At 63.3% G+C, this 13,878-nt stretch carries 16 protein-coding genes; 7 read left to right on the top strand and 9 right to left on the bottom strand.

Features of this window, described 5'->3' with window-relative positions; all coding sequences use genetic code 11:
* Positions 1 to 8: 8 nt before the first annotated feature.
* Positions 9 to 1,028: a branched-chain amino acid aminotransferase gene (locus H7A76_RS27890; protein WP_185701505.1), complete on the top strand. Its 1,020-nt coding sequence runs from the start codon at positions 9 to 11 to the stop codon at positions 1,026 to 1,028.
* A 68-nt stretch (positions 1,029 to 1,096) separates the two neighbouring features.
* Here H7A76_RS27890 and H7A76_RS27885 read toward each other — a convergent pair whose 3' ends face one another.
* A complete protein-coding gene (locus H7A76_RS27885) occupies positions 1,097 to 1,930 on the bottom strand; it encodes a TIGR03915 family putative DNA repair protein (protein WP_185701504.1) in 834 nt (277 codons plus the stop codon).
* A complete protein-coding gene (locus H7A76_RS27880) occupies positions 1,927 to 3,147 on the bottom strand; it encodes a putative DNA modification/repair radical SAM protein (protein WP_185701503.1) in 1,221 nt (406 codons plus the stop codon). Before H7A76_RS27880 ends, H7A76_RS27885 begins: the two co-directional genes overlap by 4 nt.
* Positions 3,148 to 3,320: 173 nt before the next feature.
* On the opposite strand from H7A76_RS27880, the gene H7A76_RS27875 reads away from it, so the two are divergent.
* Positions 3,321 to 3,968: a sel1 repeat family protein gene (locus H7A76_RS27875; RefSeq protein WP_185701502.1), complete on the top strand. Its 648-nt coding sequence runs from the start codon at positions 3,321 to 3,323 to the stop codon at positions 3,966 to 3,968.
* 9 nt (positions 3,969 to 3,977) lie between these two features.
* On the opposite strand, the gene H7A76_RS27870 is transcribed toward H7A76_RS27875, so the two are convergent.
* Complete coding sequence (locus H7A76_RS27870) at positions 3,978 to 4,913, bottom strand: DMT family transporter (RefSeq protein ID WP_185701501.1); 936 nt, start codon at positions 4,911 to 4,913, stop codon at positions 3,978 to 3,980.
* Positions 4,914 to 5,033: 120 nt separating this feature from the next.
* On the opposite strand from H7A76_RS27870, the gene H7A76_RS27865 reads away from it, so the two are divergent.
* Positions 5,034 to 5,432: a hypothetical protein gene (locus H7A76_RS27865; RefSeq protein ID WP_185701500.1), complete on the top strand. Its 399-nt coding sequence runs from the start codon at positions 5,034 to 5,036 to the stop codon at positions 5,430 to 5,432.
* A gap of 286 nt (positions 5,433 to 5,718) precedes the next feature.
* Here the strand turns inward: H7A76_RS27865 and H7A76_RS27860 are convergent, their stop codons facing one another.
* Positions 5,719 to 6,051, bottom strand: coding sequence for a hypothetical protein (locus H7A76_RS27860; RefSeq protein WP_185701499.1), 333 nt, complete (start codon positions 6,049 to 6,051; stop codon positions 5,719 to 5,721).
* Between the two features lie 21 nt (positions 6,052 to 6,072).
* Positions 6,073 to 7,095 carry a hypothetical protein gene (locus tag H7A76_RS27855; RefSeq protein ID WP_185701498.1) on the bottom strand — a complete coding sequence of 341 codons (1,023 nt, stop codon included), beginning with the start codon at positions 7,093 to 7,095 and terminating at the stop codon, positions 6,073 to 6,075.
* A gap of 679 nt (positions 7,096 to 7,774) precedes the next feature.
* On the opposite strand from H7A76_RS27855, the gene H7A76_RS27850 reads away from it, so the two are divergent.
* Positions 7,775 to 8,572 carry a helix-turn-helix domain-containing protein gene (locus H7A76_RS27850; RefSeq protein ID WP_185701497.1) on the top strand — a complete coding sequence of 266 codons (798 nt, stop codon included), beginning with the start codon at positions 7,775 to 7,777 and terminating at the stop codon, positions 8,570 to 8,572.
* A gap of 16 nt (positions 8,573 to 8,588) precedes the next feature.
* On the opposite strand, the gene H7A76_RS27845 is transcribed toward H7A76_RS27850, so the two are convergent.
* Together H7A76_RS27845 and H7A76_RS27840 are read right to left on the bottom strand one after the other, a co-directional pair.
* Positions 8,589 to 9,104 carry an AAA family ATPase gene (locus H7A76_RS27845; RefSeq protein WP_185701496.1) on the bottom strand — a complete coding sequence of 172 codons (516 nt, stop codon included), beginning with the start codon at positions 9,102 to 9,104 and terminating at the stop codon, positions 8,589 to 8,591.
* A 32-nt stretch (positions 9,105 to 9,136) separates the two neighbouring features.
* Positions 9,137 to 9,895 carry an ArsR/SmtB family transcription factor gene (locus H7A76_RS27840; RefSeq protein WP_185701495.1) on the bottom strand — a complete coding sequence of 253 codons (759 nt, stop codon included), beginning with the start codon at positions 9,893 to 9,895 and terminating at the stop codon, positions 9,137 to 9,139.
* 81 nt (positions 9,896 to 9,976) lie between these two features.
* Here H7A76_RS27840 and H7A76_RS27835 point away from each other — a divergent pair, with 81 nt between their 5' ends.
* Positions 9,977 to 11,095 (top strand): cytochrome P450, encoded by a 1,119-nt coding sequence (locus H7A76_RS27835; protein ID WP_185701494.1) that lies wholly within the window; start codon positions 9,977 to 9,979, stop codon positions 11,093 to 11,095.
* Between the two features lie 88 nt (positions 11,096 to 11,183).
* Entirely contained in the window at positions 11,184 to 11,678 is a 495-nt protein-coding gene (locus H7A76_RS27830) for a DUF1543 domain-containing protein (protein ID WP_185701493.1), read from the top strand.
* Between the two features lie 15 nt (positions 11,679 to 11,693).
* Here the strand turns inward: H7A76_RS27830 and H7A76_RS27825 are convergent, their stop codons facing one another.
* The gene (locus H7A76_RS27825) at positions 11,694 to 12,641 is read right to left on the bottom strand and encodes a LysR substrate-binding domain-containing protein (protein ID WP_185701492.1); all 948 of its coding nucleotides are present in this window, start codon (positions 12,639 to 12,641) and stop codon (positions 11,694 to 11,696) included.
* A gap of 118 nt (positions 12,642 to 12,759) precedes the next feature.
* On the opposite strand from H7A76_RS27825, the gene H7A76_RS27820 reads away from it, so the two are divergent.
* On the top strand, positions 12,760 to 13,395 hold the full coding sequence (locus H7A76_RS27820; RefSeq protein ID WP_185701547.1) for a LysE family translocator: 636 nt from the start codon (positions 12,760 to 12,762) through the stop codon (positions 13,393 to 13,395).
* A gap of 4 nt (positions 13,396 to 13,399) precedes the next feature.
* Here H7A76_RS27820 and H7A76_RS27815 read toward each other — a convergent pair.
* The coding region (locus tag H7A76_RS27815) for a cation diffusion facilitator family transporter (RefSeq protein ID WP_185701491.1) at positions 13,400 to 13,878 on the bottom strand (479 nt) is incomplete at its 5' end.

Genomic DNA, 13,878 nt, shown 5'->3' with positions numbered 1-13,878 from the left:
AGGGTGTCATGGGTAACGAAAGCATCAATTGGGACAAGCTGGGTTTTGACTACATCAAGACAGACAAGCGCTATCTGTCGTACTGGCGCAACGGCGAGTGGGACGCAGGCACCCTGACCGAAGACAACGTGCTGCACATCAGCGAGGGCTCCACCGCCCTGCACTATGGCCAGCAGTGCTTCGAGGGCCTCAAGGCCTACCGCTGCAAGGACGGTTCGATCAACCTGTTCCGCCCGGACCAGAACGCCGCCCGCATGCAGCGCAGCTGCGCTCGCCTGCTGATGCCACAGGTACCGACCGAACAATTCATCGAAGCGTGCAAGGCCGTGGTCAAGGCCAACGAACGCTTCATCCCGCCCTACGGCACCGGCGGCGCGCTGTACCTGCGTCCGTTCGTGATCGGCGTGGGCGACAACATCGGCGTGCGGACCGCACCCGAGTTCATCTTCTCGATCTTCGCCATTCCGGTCGGTGCCTACTTCAAGGGCGGCCTGACCCCGCACAACTTCCTGATCTCCAGCTATGACCGTGCGGCGCCACAAGGCACCGGCGCGGCCAAGGTCGGTGGCAACTACGCCGCCAGCCTGATGCCCGGCTCCCAGGCCAAGAAGGCCAGCTTCGCCGACTGCATCTACCTGGACCCGCTGACCCACAGCAAGATCGAGGAAGTCGGCTCGGCCAACTTCTTCGGGATCACCCATGACGACAAGTTCGTCACCCCGAACTCGCCATCGGTACTGCCGGGCATCACCCGCCTGTCGCTGATCGAACTGGCCAAGAGCCGCCTGGGCCTGGAAGTGGTCGAAGGCGACGTGTTCATCGACAAGCTCGCCGACTTCAAGGAAGCCGGCGCCTGCGGTACCGCCGCGGTGATCACCCCGATCGGCGGCATCGAGTACCAGAACAAGCTGCACGTGTTCTACAGCGAAAAAGAAGTCGGTCCGATCACCCAGAAGCTCTACAAGGAGCTGACTGGCGTGCAGACCGGCGAAGTCGAGGCTCCGGCCGGCTGGATCGTCAAGGTCTGACCCGCCCCGCTTCACCCGAGCCCGCCCCTGCTTGCCAGCGGCGGGCTTTTCATTGCCCGGCGCCTGGCTCAGTTGCTGCCGATGCGCTTGCCCGGCCGCACCGCCACCTGGCTGGCCTGGCCATCGCGTTGCTTGCCGTGGCGGGCCTGGGCGATCAACGCGGGAATCAGCGGCCCCTCCGGCAAGTGCTTCCAGAACCGCGCCGGCAAGTGCCCCTGCATGACCTTGGGGTTGAGCCGCGCCGGATTGAAGATATGGCTGTAGTAGGTCAACAACAGCTCGCCGCCGGGGTCCTCCATGCCCTGGGCCAGCTGTTGCCAGCCCAGCGGACACTGGCGCTGGTACAACAGGCGTTCGCCATCGAAATACACCCCGTCGCGGGGCGTGGCGATCAGCCAGCGCTGGCGCCCCATGCGCCCGATGAAGTGTTCGCTGGCGCTGGCCAGGATGTCGTGGGCCGGCTCGTGCCAGGCCACGAACTGCGGCTGCTCGGCCAGGGCCGAACGTCCGGGCGGCACCGCGATAAAGCGCACGAAGGCGTGCAAGTGATGAGCCTCGCGATCCACCTGGCGAATGCGCCGTTGCAACTCGCTGCCCAACGGGTCGCCGCTGAGCATGGCGGTGCGGTCACCATGGCTGACCCGCCACAGCACCTCGTACAACAGGCTCCAACGCTGCTCGCCACGATAGCTCGCCGCCCGCTGCAACAGGCCCAGCAGCGCCAGGGGAATGCGCGCCTGGAACGGCCCGGGCTGCTGCGGATAGTCCTGCGGCCGGCCGAACAGGTCGGCCTCGCGGGCGCCGGACCAACTGACCTGGCTGGGGTCGATGCCATGGCTGAGCAAGCGCCGGGCCTGCTCGCGCCAGGTGTCGAACGACTCGTGGCAGTCCAGGTCGATCATCCCCACAGCCCCATCTGCTGCGGCTGCGGGCGATCGCGCAGTTGCTGGTAGAGCTGCGCGCTGCTGGTCTCGGCCTGGCGCGGGTGATAGTCGCTGGTGATCAGGAACGGCTTGGCCTTGCCCAGCACGCAGCGCATGCGCGCCAGGTCCTCGAAGCGGATGCGCCGCTCCCGCCGCAGCTCCACCAGGCGCTGGGTGGTACGCAGGCCGATCCCCGGGATACGCGCGATCAACGCTGGCTCGGCGCGGTTCAGGTCCAGGGGAAACAGGCTGCGGTTCTCCAGGGCCCAGGCCAGCTTGGGGTCGATGTCCAGGGCCAGGTGCCCCGGCCCCTTGAACAGCTCATTGGCGCTGAAGCCGTAACCGCGCAACAGGAAGTCGGCCTGGTACAGGCGGTGCTCGCGCATCAGCGGCGGCGCGGCCAGGGGCACGCTCTTCGGGCTGTTGGGAATTGGACTGAAGGCCGAGTAATAGACCCGGCGCAAGCGGAAGTTGCCGTACAGGGCCTCGGCGCTGTGCAAGAGGGTGCTGTCGTCGGTGTCGTCGGCGCCGACGATCATCTGCGTGCTCTGCCCGGCCGGGGCGAAACGCGGTGCCCGGGGCTCGTTGAGCACCGTCTGCTCGCCGGTGTGGATGGTGCGCATGGCCTGCTTGATCGAACCCAGCTGCTTCTCCGGGGCCAGGGTCTTGAGGCCCCGGTCGGTGGGCAACTCGACATTCACGCTCAGGCGGTCGGCGTAGCGCCCGGCCTGCTCGATCAACGCGGGGTCGGCATCGGGGATGGTCTTGAGGTGGATGTAGCCACGGAACTCGTGCTCCTCGCGCAAGAGCCTGGCCACCTGCACCAGTTGTTCCATGGTGTAGTCCGCCGAGCGGATGATCCCGGAACTAAGGAACAGCCCGCTGACGCAGTTGCGCCGGTAGAAGTCCAGGGTCAGGCGCACCACTTCCTCGGGGGTGAAACGGGCCCGAGGCACATCGCTGGAACGGCGGTTGACGCAATACTGGCAGTCGTAGAGGCAGAAGTTGGTCAGGAGGATCTTCAGCAACGAGACGCAGCGCCCGTCCGGCGTGTAGCTATGGCAGATGCCCATGCCGTTGGTCGAGCCCAGCCCTTCCTTGCCCTGGGAGCTGCGCTTGGGGGCGCCACTGCTGGCGCAGGAAGCGTCGTACTTGGCGGCATCGGCGAGGATGCCCAGCTTGTCGATCAGTTGCATGGCCGGACCCATATACTGTTTTTATATACAGTACAGAGTTCGCACCCGGCACTTCAAGGGGGCGTCTGACCAGCGTCACAGAAATATCCCTGGCCGCTTGGGATAAAACCCTGGCCTGGTGGGTAAAAGTCCTTAAGATACGCGCGCTTATCCATGCCGCTAAAGGTTTGCCCATGCGCCCCTTCTATTTCCCCTGGCTGCTTGCCATGACCCTGCTGCCGGCCTCGCAGGTCCTGGCCGCACCAGCCCCTGCAACCCCGGTCGAAGCCGTGTCGGCCCGGGTCCTGGCGCAACCGCAATGGCAGAGCCTGGCCCGGCAATGCCCGGCGACGCTGGTGCCACGAAGGGAGACGCCGACAGAGCCCGACCGCTGCAGCGAGCCCGAGCAGATGGAAGACTGCCTGCAAAGCTGCAAGCGCGGCGATGGCAATGACTGCTACTGGCTGGGCATCAATGTGCAAAAGGCCAAGGGCCCGGCCATGGGTTATGAGCCGCTGTTCCAGCGGGCCTGCAGCCTGGGCGTGGCATCTGGCTGCACCAACCGGGCGGCCGGGATGTACGTGGCCACCCCCGACGACGAATCCGTGCGCCAGTGCGTGACCAAGACCTATGCCAAGGTCTGTGAGCTGGACGACCCCTGGGCCTGCACCATGTACGGGTTCAACCTGAGCCAGGGCATCGGCACCCCGCCGGACAACGCCAAGGCCCTCAAGGTGCTGGGCAGGTCCTGCAACAAGCACGGTACCAAGGACCCGGCCTGCACCGCCGCCATCCAGCTCCAGCAGAAGATCCAGGACAAGCTCGCGGAGCCCAAGCCCTGAGGCACTGCCTCAGGAACCCAGGGCCCGCCGCGGGCCATGGCCCAGGCGCTGGCGCAGCCATTCATAACCGCTGACCAGCACGATGCCCGCCAGCACCAGCGCTGCGCCGAAGATGAAGCTCGGCTCCAGGGGCTCGTGCAACAGCCACACGCCGAAGCCGATGCCGAACAGTGGCGTCATGAACGACAACACCCCCAGGCGCGAAGCCAGGTAGCGGCGCAACAGGCCGAACCAGATCAGGAAGCTGGCAAAAGACACCACCAGCACCTGGAAGCCCAGGCTGGTGATGACCAACGGGGTGAAGCGGATGGAGGTTTGCCCGGACAGCCAGGCCGCCAGCCCCAGCCAGGCGCAGGCCCCCAGCAACTGGTACTGCAAGGTCCGGGTGGTGGGGCTCGAGGCCAGCCGCGAACAGCGCACCACCACCGTGGTCGCGCCCCAGGCGGCACCGCCCAGCAGGCCGAGGAAATCCCCCAGCAATGCATTGCCCCCGGCGCCCTGGGACGAAGGCCCGCTGAAAGCCACGACGATACCGGCGAAAGCCACGCCGATCCCCAGCCATTGCATTGGTTTGAGACGCTCGGCGGGCAGCCGCCAATGCAGGCCCAGGGCGGCGAAGATCGGCGCGGTATACAGGAAGATCGCCATGTGCGAAGCGCTGGTATGGCGCAGGCCCTCGCCCACCAGCAGGAACTCCAAAGCAAACAGCGCGCCCACCAGCAGCCCGGGGCGCCAGTGGCCTTCGCGCAGCCCCAGGCGCTCACCGCGCCAGCGCATCAGCAGGCCCACCAGTAATGCAGCGCCAGCGGAGCGCAGGGCGATCTGCATGATGGGTGCGATGTCCTGGGCGGTGGCCTTGAGCGCCACCTGTTGCAGGCCCCAGACGGCACAGAGGCCGACCATCAGGCTGCAAGCCGTGGCATCGAGGGGTTGGCGTGCAGCCATGGCGGTTCCTTGGATCAATAATCGGGACGCGCTATTGTCCGCCTGACAGAATTGCTAGATATAGCTCGCTTACGCCAATCCATAGCGAGTTAAAGACAACGGCACCGGAAATTTCCAGGAATGGGCTTTAAAGGCAAACCCACTCCACTCGACGAGCCCCTGTGTCTAGTAGCACGCGACATACTGCTCGGAAAGGCAAAAGCCAAAGTCGAACCCAGCTTCAAGGAGATGACTGTCGACATGCAGACTTGCCTACCTGGCTGCCGCTTCAAGCAGAAGATGCAGTTCGATCTCAACACGCCATCCGTGGGGCTGAACACCCCTGGCCATCTCCATTTCTGCGACCCGAAGACCTCGGTACTCCTCAAGGTCGAAGGTATCGCCCATTACGTGTCTGACGAGCACAACCACGATGGCTGCATGGCTGATCAAGCGCCTCATGTGAAGAGGGAGGACGAGAGAGCTGGCACGATGTACTACGCGATTAATTTAGAAATAGCTAATCAGAACGGACTCTAATATGTTGATTGGAAAGAAGAGCAATCATCCTCGATTACTGGCGATCCAGTATTGGAAGCAGAGCGTTAGCGCATAAGCGGAGTTAGAGCCCACATCACCCTGATTGGTAGCGACACACTCACAAAGAATCAGAAGGCTTTAGCCAGCGTCAGGTCAGTCTGAACTCATCAAGCTTGAGAGTCAGCAGGAGACACTAACTAAAACGATAGTCGCGGCTACCATCTAGAAAAATGAGCCGCCTGCAGCGCCGACGGCTCTAAAAGAAATTTCAGGCGCACTGAAAAACTTAAGAATTCACACCCAGTGCATTGTTTATTGCAGTTGCCGCATCCCAGAGTTCTTTTGCAGCAACATGCACAGAGTTATCATCAACTGCGGCCTCCGCGGCATCAACTGCTTGACCCATCTCGCTCACGGCAGTGTTAACCAGGCCGGACGGTATTGGGGTGAAGTCCCTATTAACAGCGCTTCCCAAGCGAGAGTTAAACATAAGAACTGCCGTTAAAAAAGTTGCTCTTTGATCTAACGTCAAACCTCCATCATTAGATTTTGCATTACAGCCCTGGACAAGCTGATAAATTGAATTTATAAAACTATTTTTCTCAACAGCCGTAGCCATCTCAATGATCTCCACTATCGATTAAAGCGCAAGCGACATTGCAAACTGCACCAGACTCGCCAACCGTTCAAGACCATCCTTAAGCTCCTTGGTGTTCTCATCAACAAGAAATGCTCTTTGTTCTTCAGAATAGTTTCCCGAAATAGCATTTCGTAATTTCACATGAGCTGCCACAAATTTTCTAATTGCAATTGCACCCGGTGATGACGACATCTGGAGCCGACTATCCAACTGTTTCTGCCTAAACAAAGCCGATAAGAAACTCTGCCTCTTCTCTACGCTACCAAACTCCTTGGAGTTTACATTTCTGTTATAATAATCACCCAGCACACTGGTTAAAGTCGAACTCATGGAAGATACATAATACATATTGACTCTATCTACCTCTGCTGCTATCGCCAAAAGATTCGCTTCCTGTTTGGCGCCATCAGTCTCTACAATTTTCCTGATTTCACGCGCGTCACGACTATTGTTTTTCAACTTTTCAAAATACGCTATAAGATCCGTCACCGCCGTGCTTTGGCTCAATATTGAATCTGCCCCCTTGGGCAGCAACTTGACTTTCTCATCGACTGCCTTGAGCTCAACAATTGCTTCCTCCAGTGCACCTGCTATTGGGGTATCGGGAGAAGAGGTATATTTAGAAAGTGCCTCCAAGTACACAGAAAAAGCATCCAGAATATCCATAGATAACTGAAGCGAGGAGCGTTCCAAAGGAGCCATATAAACTCTAAAACCAATAGACTTATCTGACTGCCATTGATGAACCTCCAGCTCAGACAAACAGAGTGATTTTTTCTCACCATAATATCTACGAATAACAATATAGTCTCCATACTTGCATTCTGGATGCCTTGCCAAAAGCGAAGCAGCAAACTCAGTCTGCCTATCGAAAACCGTATCGTAGTACTTCTTTACTTCTTCAGTAGCAGTTTTTCCCGCCACTACAGAATTTGCTGCCTCCTGCTTTATTAGAACTGAAGAACCGCAACCTTGTAGGGCCATTGCAAAAAATAAAAATGCAACCGCTAAATTATTTTTCATATCCCACCCCTATTTAGCAAATCACTAAAAGTCCATAACGACAGTATAACGAACACAACAGCAACCGAATTCAAACAGAGAAAATTCGACTATAGGATTTCCCCAGATAGACGCCCCATAACTGCGGCAGCCTAATATCCGGTCACGCGTTACTGCATATGCACATTGCCACTACTGAGCGTAGCAGGGGTAAGATTACATGCCAGCACTGGATCGATAGCACGTCGAAGCTAGAACAGTTTTATTTATTCCAAACAGAGGTTTCCAGGCCACTAACGACTCAGAACGAAAATTACATCCTAATTAATCATTTCCTACTGCTTCATATTTTTGACTGTTATTGTGAGCCAGACAACTAAAGGGGCCAGATGATCAAGAAACTTACACTTTCTCGTTTAAAGCACTCATCGCAGGCTAGCCAGCCAGAAAGCTGAATCATCCAAATCAAAGTCCGCGTTCACCAGCCTGGCAGGTGAAAGTCGCTGAATTGAGCAGGAAGGTCTGTTTCGTGCTGCGCCCGGGGTATCAGCTACCAGATCTGGTCGCTCCATCACGACAGCAAGACTGACGGAATGACCCTGGCAGCCCCCTTTCCTGTTACCGCCTCCAGCGATGACTCCAGTGGGTCGTGTAGGATTCGCACCTACCCCTTTTGCTTTTCCGCCCACCGGTGCCTGCCATGCCCAAAGCCGCGCAACACCTGCACCTGCCACCGTTCAGCCAGGAGTTGCCGGCGCCGGTGTTCTTTCGCACGGCCAACCTGCCCGCCCACGCCACCTACCCCCGGCACAGCCATGCCTGGGGCGAGTTCGTCTATGCCTACAGCGGGGTGATGGAGATCGAGCTGGACGACCACCATTACCTGGCGCCGCCGCAGTACGGCATCTGGTTGCCACCGAATGTCGAGCATGTGGGGTTCAACCATCAGGAGGCCTGCCACTGCTCGTTGTACCTGAGCCCGGAGTTGTGCGGCGCCCTGCCCGCGCGACACTGTGCCCTGAGCCTCAGCCCGCTGGTGCTGGCGCTGCTGGACGACCTGCGCCAAGACCCGCCCGGCCTGCCGCAAAGCCCGGAGCAACAGCGCCTGCTGCAAGTGCTGGTGGACAAGCTCGGCCAGGCGTCCTGCGCCGGCAGCTACCTGCCCTCCTCCGATGATCCGCTGCTGGGGCCGGTGCTGCACAGGCTCAAGGCCAACCCTGGCGATCCACGTTCGCTGGCGGAACTGGCCCATGCCGCCAATACCAGCGAGCGCACCCTGGTGCGCCGCAGCCAGAAGGAGCTGGGCATGTCGCTGCTCGAATGGCGCCAGCGGCTGAAGGTGGTCCAGGCCCTGGCCTTGCTGGAACGCGGCCAGACCGTGGAGACCATCGGCCTGGACCTGGGCTACAGCAGCGCCTCGGCCTTCATCAGCATGTTCCGGCGGATGATGGGCACCACCCCGGACGAATACCGCCGACAGTGCATGGGCCGGGGCTGAGCCCACCCGCTGTGCTTCAGCGAGCCGGCGGCAGGAACGCGCCAGGCAACTGCGCGAGGATCCGCTGTACCGCTTGCTCCGGCGCCAGCCGCGCAGTGTCCAGCACCAGTCGCGGTCGGTCCCACGCCTGGTAGTCGTGGGCCAGTACCGATTGCCAGCTCGGGGGCGCAAGACCCGGGACATCCGAGCAGCGGCCCTCGACCCGGCGCCGGTGCTGGTCGCGGTCGGAACACACCACTTCGATTTCCAGCAGGCCGACCTCCAGCTGGCACGCCAGGGCTTGCCAGGCCGCGCGGCTCTCGGCCACCGGGTTGACGCAGTCGGCCAGCACCCGGTTGCCCAGGGCCAGGTTGGCCTCGGCCAGTTGCAAGGCAATCCGATAGCCCGCGCTGCCGACCTGCGCCAGGCCGGCATCACGCAGGCCCTGTTCGATACTGTCGATGCGCAGGTAGGTGGCTCCCAGGCATGGGGCCAGGGTGCGGGCGATGGTGGTCTTGCCAGTGCCAGGCAAACCGCCGAACACGATGAGCATGGGGCGCTTCTCCTGGTTACGGGTACAGGTCGTCATGTGTCGTTGCCGCCAAGGCCTTGCAGTTCCAGGCTGGCCGAGGCCGAGAGCGGCCGGGCCGGCTGGATCAGGGCCAGGCCGAAACGCTTGCTGATGGCTCGCCCACCGGGGCCGGTCAGGGCCAGGGCGCGGCTGTCCAGGTCGCGGACCAGCCATTTGCGCTGCACCAGGGCTTGCAGCAGGGCCGCGCCCAAAGCGCCGCCCAGGTGCGGACGACGCACGCTCCAGTCCAGGCAACCGCAGGCAAAACGCCGACGCAGGCCGGCCAACGCAGCGACATCGATGTCCAGTCCACGGAAGAATTCACTGCCACTGTCGCTGACCCGGTAGCCATCCCCATCCTCCAGCAGCCAACCGGCCTCGAACAAGCGGTCGTGCAACTGCACGCCCAAGGTGCCCGCCAGGTGGTCGTAGCAGGTCCGGGCGAACTGCAGACGATCCGGGGTGCGCGGGCTGAAGCGCTGCTCGCGGCCCTGGCCGATCACCATCAGCGCCTCCAGGGCCCGGGCCACCAGCGGATCGCCAAGGCCGTAGTAGCGGTGCCGGCCCTGGACCTGAACCCGCAGCAGGCCCGCGTCCTTGAGCTTGGCCAAATGCACGCTGGCCGTGGAGGTACTGACCTCGGCGATGGCCGCCAGCTCGGTGCTGGTGCGCGCATGGCCGTCCATCAAGGCACACAGCATGCGGGTGCGGGCCGGTTCGGCGATGGCGGCCGCCACCCGGGACACGCCGCGGTCGTTCTGCTCAGCATTCATATTTCGCTCCCTGACGAATCATGCCTTCGGAAGGCTGAGGATAGTAGCAACCGACACGCTTGGCTCACACAGAGATAAATCATGGACTTGATCAGCACTATCACCCATCCCGATCCCTACCGGCATTGCTATGCCCCGCTCCGGGCCGGGTCCGGCCTGGCCTACGACGCCGCGCTCGGGCTATGGATCGCCAGCAGCGCCGAGGCCGTGACGGCGGCCCTCGAACATCCGGCCTGCCGGGTGCGGCCCCTTCACGAGCCGGTGCCGGCGGCGCTGGCGAACGGCCCCGCCGCAGCGCTGTTCGCCCGCCTGATGCGAATGAACGACGGTCCCCGCCACAGCTGCCCCCGCGCCACCATCGAGCCGGGCTTGCGGGCCATGGCCGGCATCGACCTGATGCTTGCCCTGGAACACCGGCGGCCACCGCTGGATATGCCGAGCGACGCCGCCGGAGTGCGCCGCTGGCAATTCCAGTTGCCAGTGGCGATGGTCGCCGGCTCGCTCGGCGTGGCGACAGCCCAGCAACCCGAGATCGCCCGGCGCACGGGCGAGCTGGCGGCCGGGTTGTCGCCCCTGGGCGATGCTTCCCAGCGCCAGGCCGCCCATCAGGCAGCGCATTACCTGGACCAGCAGATGCAGGCCCTGATGCAGGCCGATGCTCCCGGACCGCTGCTGCAAGCGATCCGGCAACAGCAAAGGAGCCTGGGGCCGGCAGACCTGCGGGCCAACCTGGTGGGTTTGCTGGTCCAGGCCCATGACGCCTGTGCCGGGCTGTTCGGCAATGCCCTGCTGGCCTTGCTCGACCAACCGGCGCTGGTCCAGCGCCTGCGCCACGACCCGGCGCAGCTCGGCACCTGGTTGCGCCAACAACAGAAGCTCGACCCACCGGTGCACAACACCCGGCGTTTCGTCGCCGAGCCCTGCACCCTGGCCGGAGTAGCGCTACAACCCGGCGACACGCTGCTGGTACTGCTGGCCGCGGCCAACCACGACCCGGCCCTGCCCGCGGACCAGGACCTGAGTTTCGGCGCCGGCCGCCACCAGTGCCCCGGCCGGGGCCTGGCGCTGAACATAGTCACCAGCCTGCTCCAGGCCCTGCTGGGCACGCCGGCTCTGGCCGAGCTGCGGCTACGCTGGCACTACCTGCCGTCGCTCAATGGCCGTATCCCGTGGTTCGACGATGCATTGCCGCCCCACTGAGCCAGGCCCCCTTGGCAGCGCTCCGGGCTTGCGGTAAAACCTGCGGCCCACGCGGTGCCCGGCACCGATCCCGGAACAAGGAACGCCCATGCTGTTTGTAGTGATGCTGGGGGGCAAGCACCCCCAGGCGAAGATCGAGGTCCACGACGTCCAGTTCGTGGTGGCCGACACCCTGGAAGCGGCCTACCCGCAACTGCGCGAGGGCTGGTTCGGCAGCCCCGCCGGCCTGCACATCGACTCATGGATGCAGGTCGATGGCGTCGAAGGCTACAAGCTCGAGCTCAGCCCCCTGGCCCCCGCGGCCGGCGCGCCCCGGCTGTTCTTCATCAACCTGGGCGGCTACGAGAGCGCCACCTTCGGCGAGGCCCATCGCTACCTGCTGGTGGTGGCCTCGGACAAGCAGCAAGCCAAGGCCAGGGGCAAGCAGCAGATGCTCGCCCATTGGCACAAGGCCCATACCGATGCCCTGCTGGATGTCGACGACTGCCTGCCGATCGACCTGTTGCAAGGACGCTACGTGCACCTGGTGCCAGGCCCGCACCGGGGCATCACGCAGCACAATGACTACATCATCCTCGGCTAGGCCCGTAGCGGCGACCTAGGCTCGCGGCGCACCGGGCACCAGATAGTCCAGGGCCAGGTCGTCGATCGGCACCACCCGCTCCAGCAGGTACTGGCGCAAGCGCGCGATCCTCTCCTGCTGGAGGCTGCCGCGCAGCCACACCAGGTAGTAACCGTCTCCCGAGGCCACCGCCCGGGGGAACGGCACCCCAACCCGACCACGCCGAATGTCCTCGGCCACCAGGTGCAGGTCGCCCACCGACAGCCCGTGCCCGGCCATGGCGGCGGAAATTGCCTGGTCCAGGGTGTCGAAGACCGTACCCCGGTCCAGCCGCAGCGCCTGTGCCATGCCCCGCTCCGGCTGGGCCTGCAGCCAGCGGCGCCAGTCGCGGCGATCCGCCGAGGGGTGGATCAGCTCGGCCTGCGCCAGGCGCTCCAGGGTCCAGGCCGGCGCCTCCGCAGGTTGCGGCGGGCCGATGGGGATCAGCCACTCGTCGAACAGCTTGCAAGCCTCGACCCCGGCCCCGAAGTGGCCATTGCCCAGCAGGATCGCGCAGTCGTAGGGCTCGGCGTGCAGGTCCGCATGATCGACATCCATCCACACGCTGGCCAGCTGCACCGGCAGTTCCGGGCAGTCGCCCTTGAATTGCTCCAGCACCCGCAGCAGCCAGCGCATGGTCAGGGTCGAAGGCGCTTTCAGGCGCAGCTGGCCGCTGTTGGCGCGCAGGGGCAGGCAGGCGTCCTCGATGATCCGAAAGCCGCTCTTGAGCTCGCGGGCCAAACGCTGGCCGACGTCGGTCAGCACCAGCCGTGGCCCATGACGCTCGAACAGGCGGCAGCCGAACTGGCTTTCCAGGGTACGGATATGCCGGCTGATGGCGCTCTGGGTCAGGGACAGTTCTTCTGCCGCGCGGGTGAAGGAGCTGGAACGAGCGGCCACTTCGAACGCGCGCAAGGCATAGAGCGGCGGCAGGGACTCGACCATCGGCGGGCACTCATCATGATAAAAAATCATAGTAGGTCACAGCTTTTTGCGTTTTTCAACGCCGGCAAAAGCCCCCAAGCTGCGCGCCTGTCAATTGCCGGGAGCCTGGTCCGTGGAGCTGAATCTGTCGTTGTTGCTGGTGTACATGCTGAGCGTGCTGATGCTGGTGGCGACCCCGGGACCGGTGGTGGCGCTGATCATCAATACCAGCATGAACGCCGGCCCGCGCCAGGCGCTGCTGACCGCGGTGGGCACCAACGCCGCCTCGCTGCTGCTGGCCCTGGTGGCGGTGCTGATGCTGACCACCGGCCTGTCCCTGGACCCGCGCCTGATCAGTTGGGTCAGCCTGCTGGGCTGCTGCTTCATCGGCTGGCTGGCGCTCCAGGGCCTGCGGGAAGCCGCCGCCGCGCCCGGCACCGAACCTGAGGCCACTGGCCCACGGCGCCGTGGCCAGGGGCTGGCCACCGGCTTCCTGGTGGGGATCGGCAACCCCAAGGACATCATCTTCTTCGTCTCGTTCTTTCCCCAGTTCATCCAGGTCGGGCGCTCCCTGCAACACAGCGCCCTGCTGCTGACCCTGGTCTGGGCGCTGATCGACTTCGCCGTGCTGGGGGCCTACATCCTCGTCGCACGCCATGGCTTCTCGCTGAAGTACAAGCGCCTGGTCACCGGCCTGTCGAGCCTGGTGCTGCTGGGCGTGGCCCTGGTGGGGCTGGTCTATTCGGTGCTGGAGTTGCTGCGCCCGGCGGCCTGAGACGTCAGACGCTGCGCAGCTCCAGGGTCAGGTGCGCCAGCCCGGGCACCGGCGCCAGCCGCCCACGCAAGGCCTCGGCATCCAGGGACGCGCGGGCCACCACGCTGACGATCGCCGCCCGCGCCCCGGGGCCCACCTGCCACACATGCAGGTCGACGATATTGGCGTCTCCCGGCGCTTCCACCGAACGGCGGATCTGCTCGGCCACCTGCTCGTCGCTGGCATCGAGCAGTACCGCGGCGCTGGACTTGATCAAGGTGTAGGACCAGCGCGCGATCACCAGGGCGCCGACGATGCCCATCGCCGGGTCGAGCCAGACCCACCCCAGGTAGCGCCCGGCCAGCAAGGCGACGATGGCCAGTACCGAAGTCAGGGCGTCGGCCAGGACGTGGACATAGGCCGAGTGCAGGTTGTTGTCACCATGGGCAGCGTGCTGCCGTCGATGTTCGTGATGTTCGTGATGTTCGTGATGTTCGTGATGTT

The organism is Pseudomonas sp. MSSRFD41, from assembly GCF_014230245.1.
Lineage (GTDB): Bacteria > Pseudomonadota > Gammaproteobacteria > Pseudomonadales > Pseudomonadaceae > Aquipseudomonas > Aquipseudomonas piscis.
The sequence above is the reverse complement of the archived record's forward strand: the minus strand, read 5'-3'. Positions and strand labels throughout refer to the sequence as shown.

Coding starts and splice junctions, on each gene's coding strand:
- H7A76_RS27875 (WP_185701502.1), top strand. CDS start 3,321: ATGCGCCCCTTCTATTTCCCCTGGCTGCTTGCCATGACCCTGCTGCCG.
- H7A76_RS27825 (WP_185701492.1), bottom strand. CDS start 12,641: ATGGTCGAGTCCCTGCCGCCGCTCTATGCCTTGCGCGCGTTCGAAGTG.
- H7A76_RS27830 (WP_185701493.1), top strand. CDS start 11,184: ATGCTGTTTGTAGTGATGCTGGGGGGCAAGCACCCCCAGGCGAAGATC.
- H7A76_RS27840 (WP_185701495.1), bottom strand. CDS start 9,895: ATGAATGCTGAGCAGAACGACCGCGGCGTGTCCCGGGTGGCGGCCGCC.
- H7A76_RS27890 (WP_185701505.1), top strand. CDS start 9: ATGGGTAACGAAAGCATCAATTGGGACAAGCTGGGTTTTGACTACATC.
- H7A76_RS27850 (WP_185701497.1), top strand. CDS start 7,775: ATGCCCAAAGCCGCGCAACACCTGCACCTGCCACCGTTCAGCCAGGAG.
- H7A76_RS27865 (WP_185701500.1), top strand. CDS start 5,034: ATGGGCTTTAAAGGCAAACCCACTCCACTCGACGAGCCCCTGTGTCTA.
- H7A76_RS27885 (WP_185701504.1), bottom strand. CDS start 1,930: ATGATCGACCTGGACTGCCACGAGTCGTTCGACACCTGGCGCGAGCAG.
- H7A76_RS27870 (WP_185701501.1), bottom strand. CDS start 4,913: ATGGCTGCACGCCAACCCCTCGATGCCACGGCTTGCAGCCTGATGGTC.
- H7A76_RS27855 (WP_185701498.1), bottom strand. CDS start 7,095: ATGAAAAATAATTTAGCGGTTGCATTTTTATTTTTTGCAATGGCCCTA.
- H7A76_RS27860 (WP_185701499.1), bottom strand. CDS start 6,051: ATGGCTACGGCTGTTGAGAAAAATAGTTTTATAAATTCAATTTATCAG.
- H7A76_RS27835 (WP_185701494.1), top strand. CDS start 9,977: ATGGACTTGATCAGCACTATCACCCATCCCGATCCCTACCGGCATTGC.
- H7A76_RS27845 (WP_185701496.1), bottom strand. CDS start 9,104: ATGCTCATCGTGTTCGGCGGTTTGCCTGGCACTGGCAAGACCACCATC.
- H7A76_RS27880 (WP_185701503.1), bottom strand. CDS start 3,147: ATGCAACTGATCGACAAGCTGGGCATCCTCGCCGATGCCGCCAAGTAC.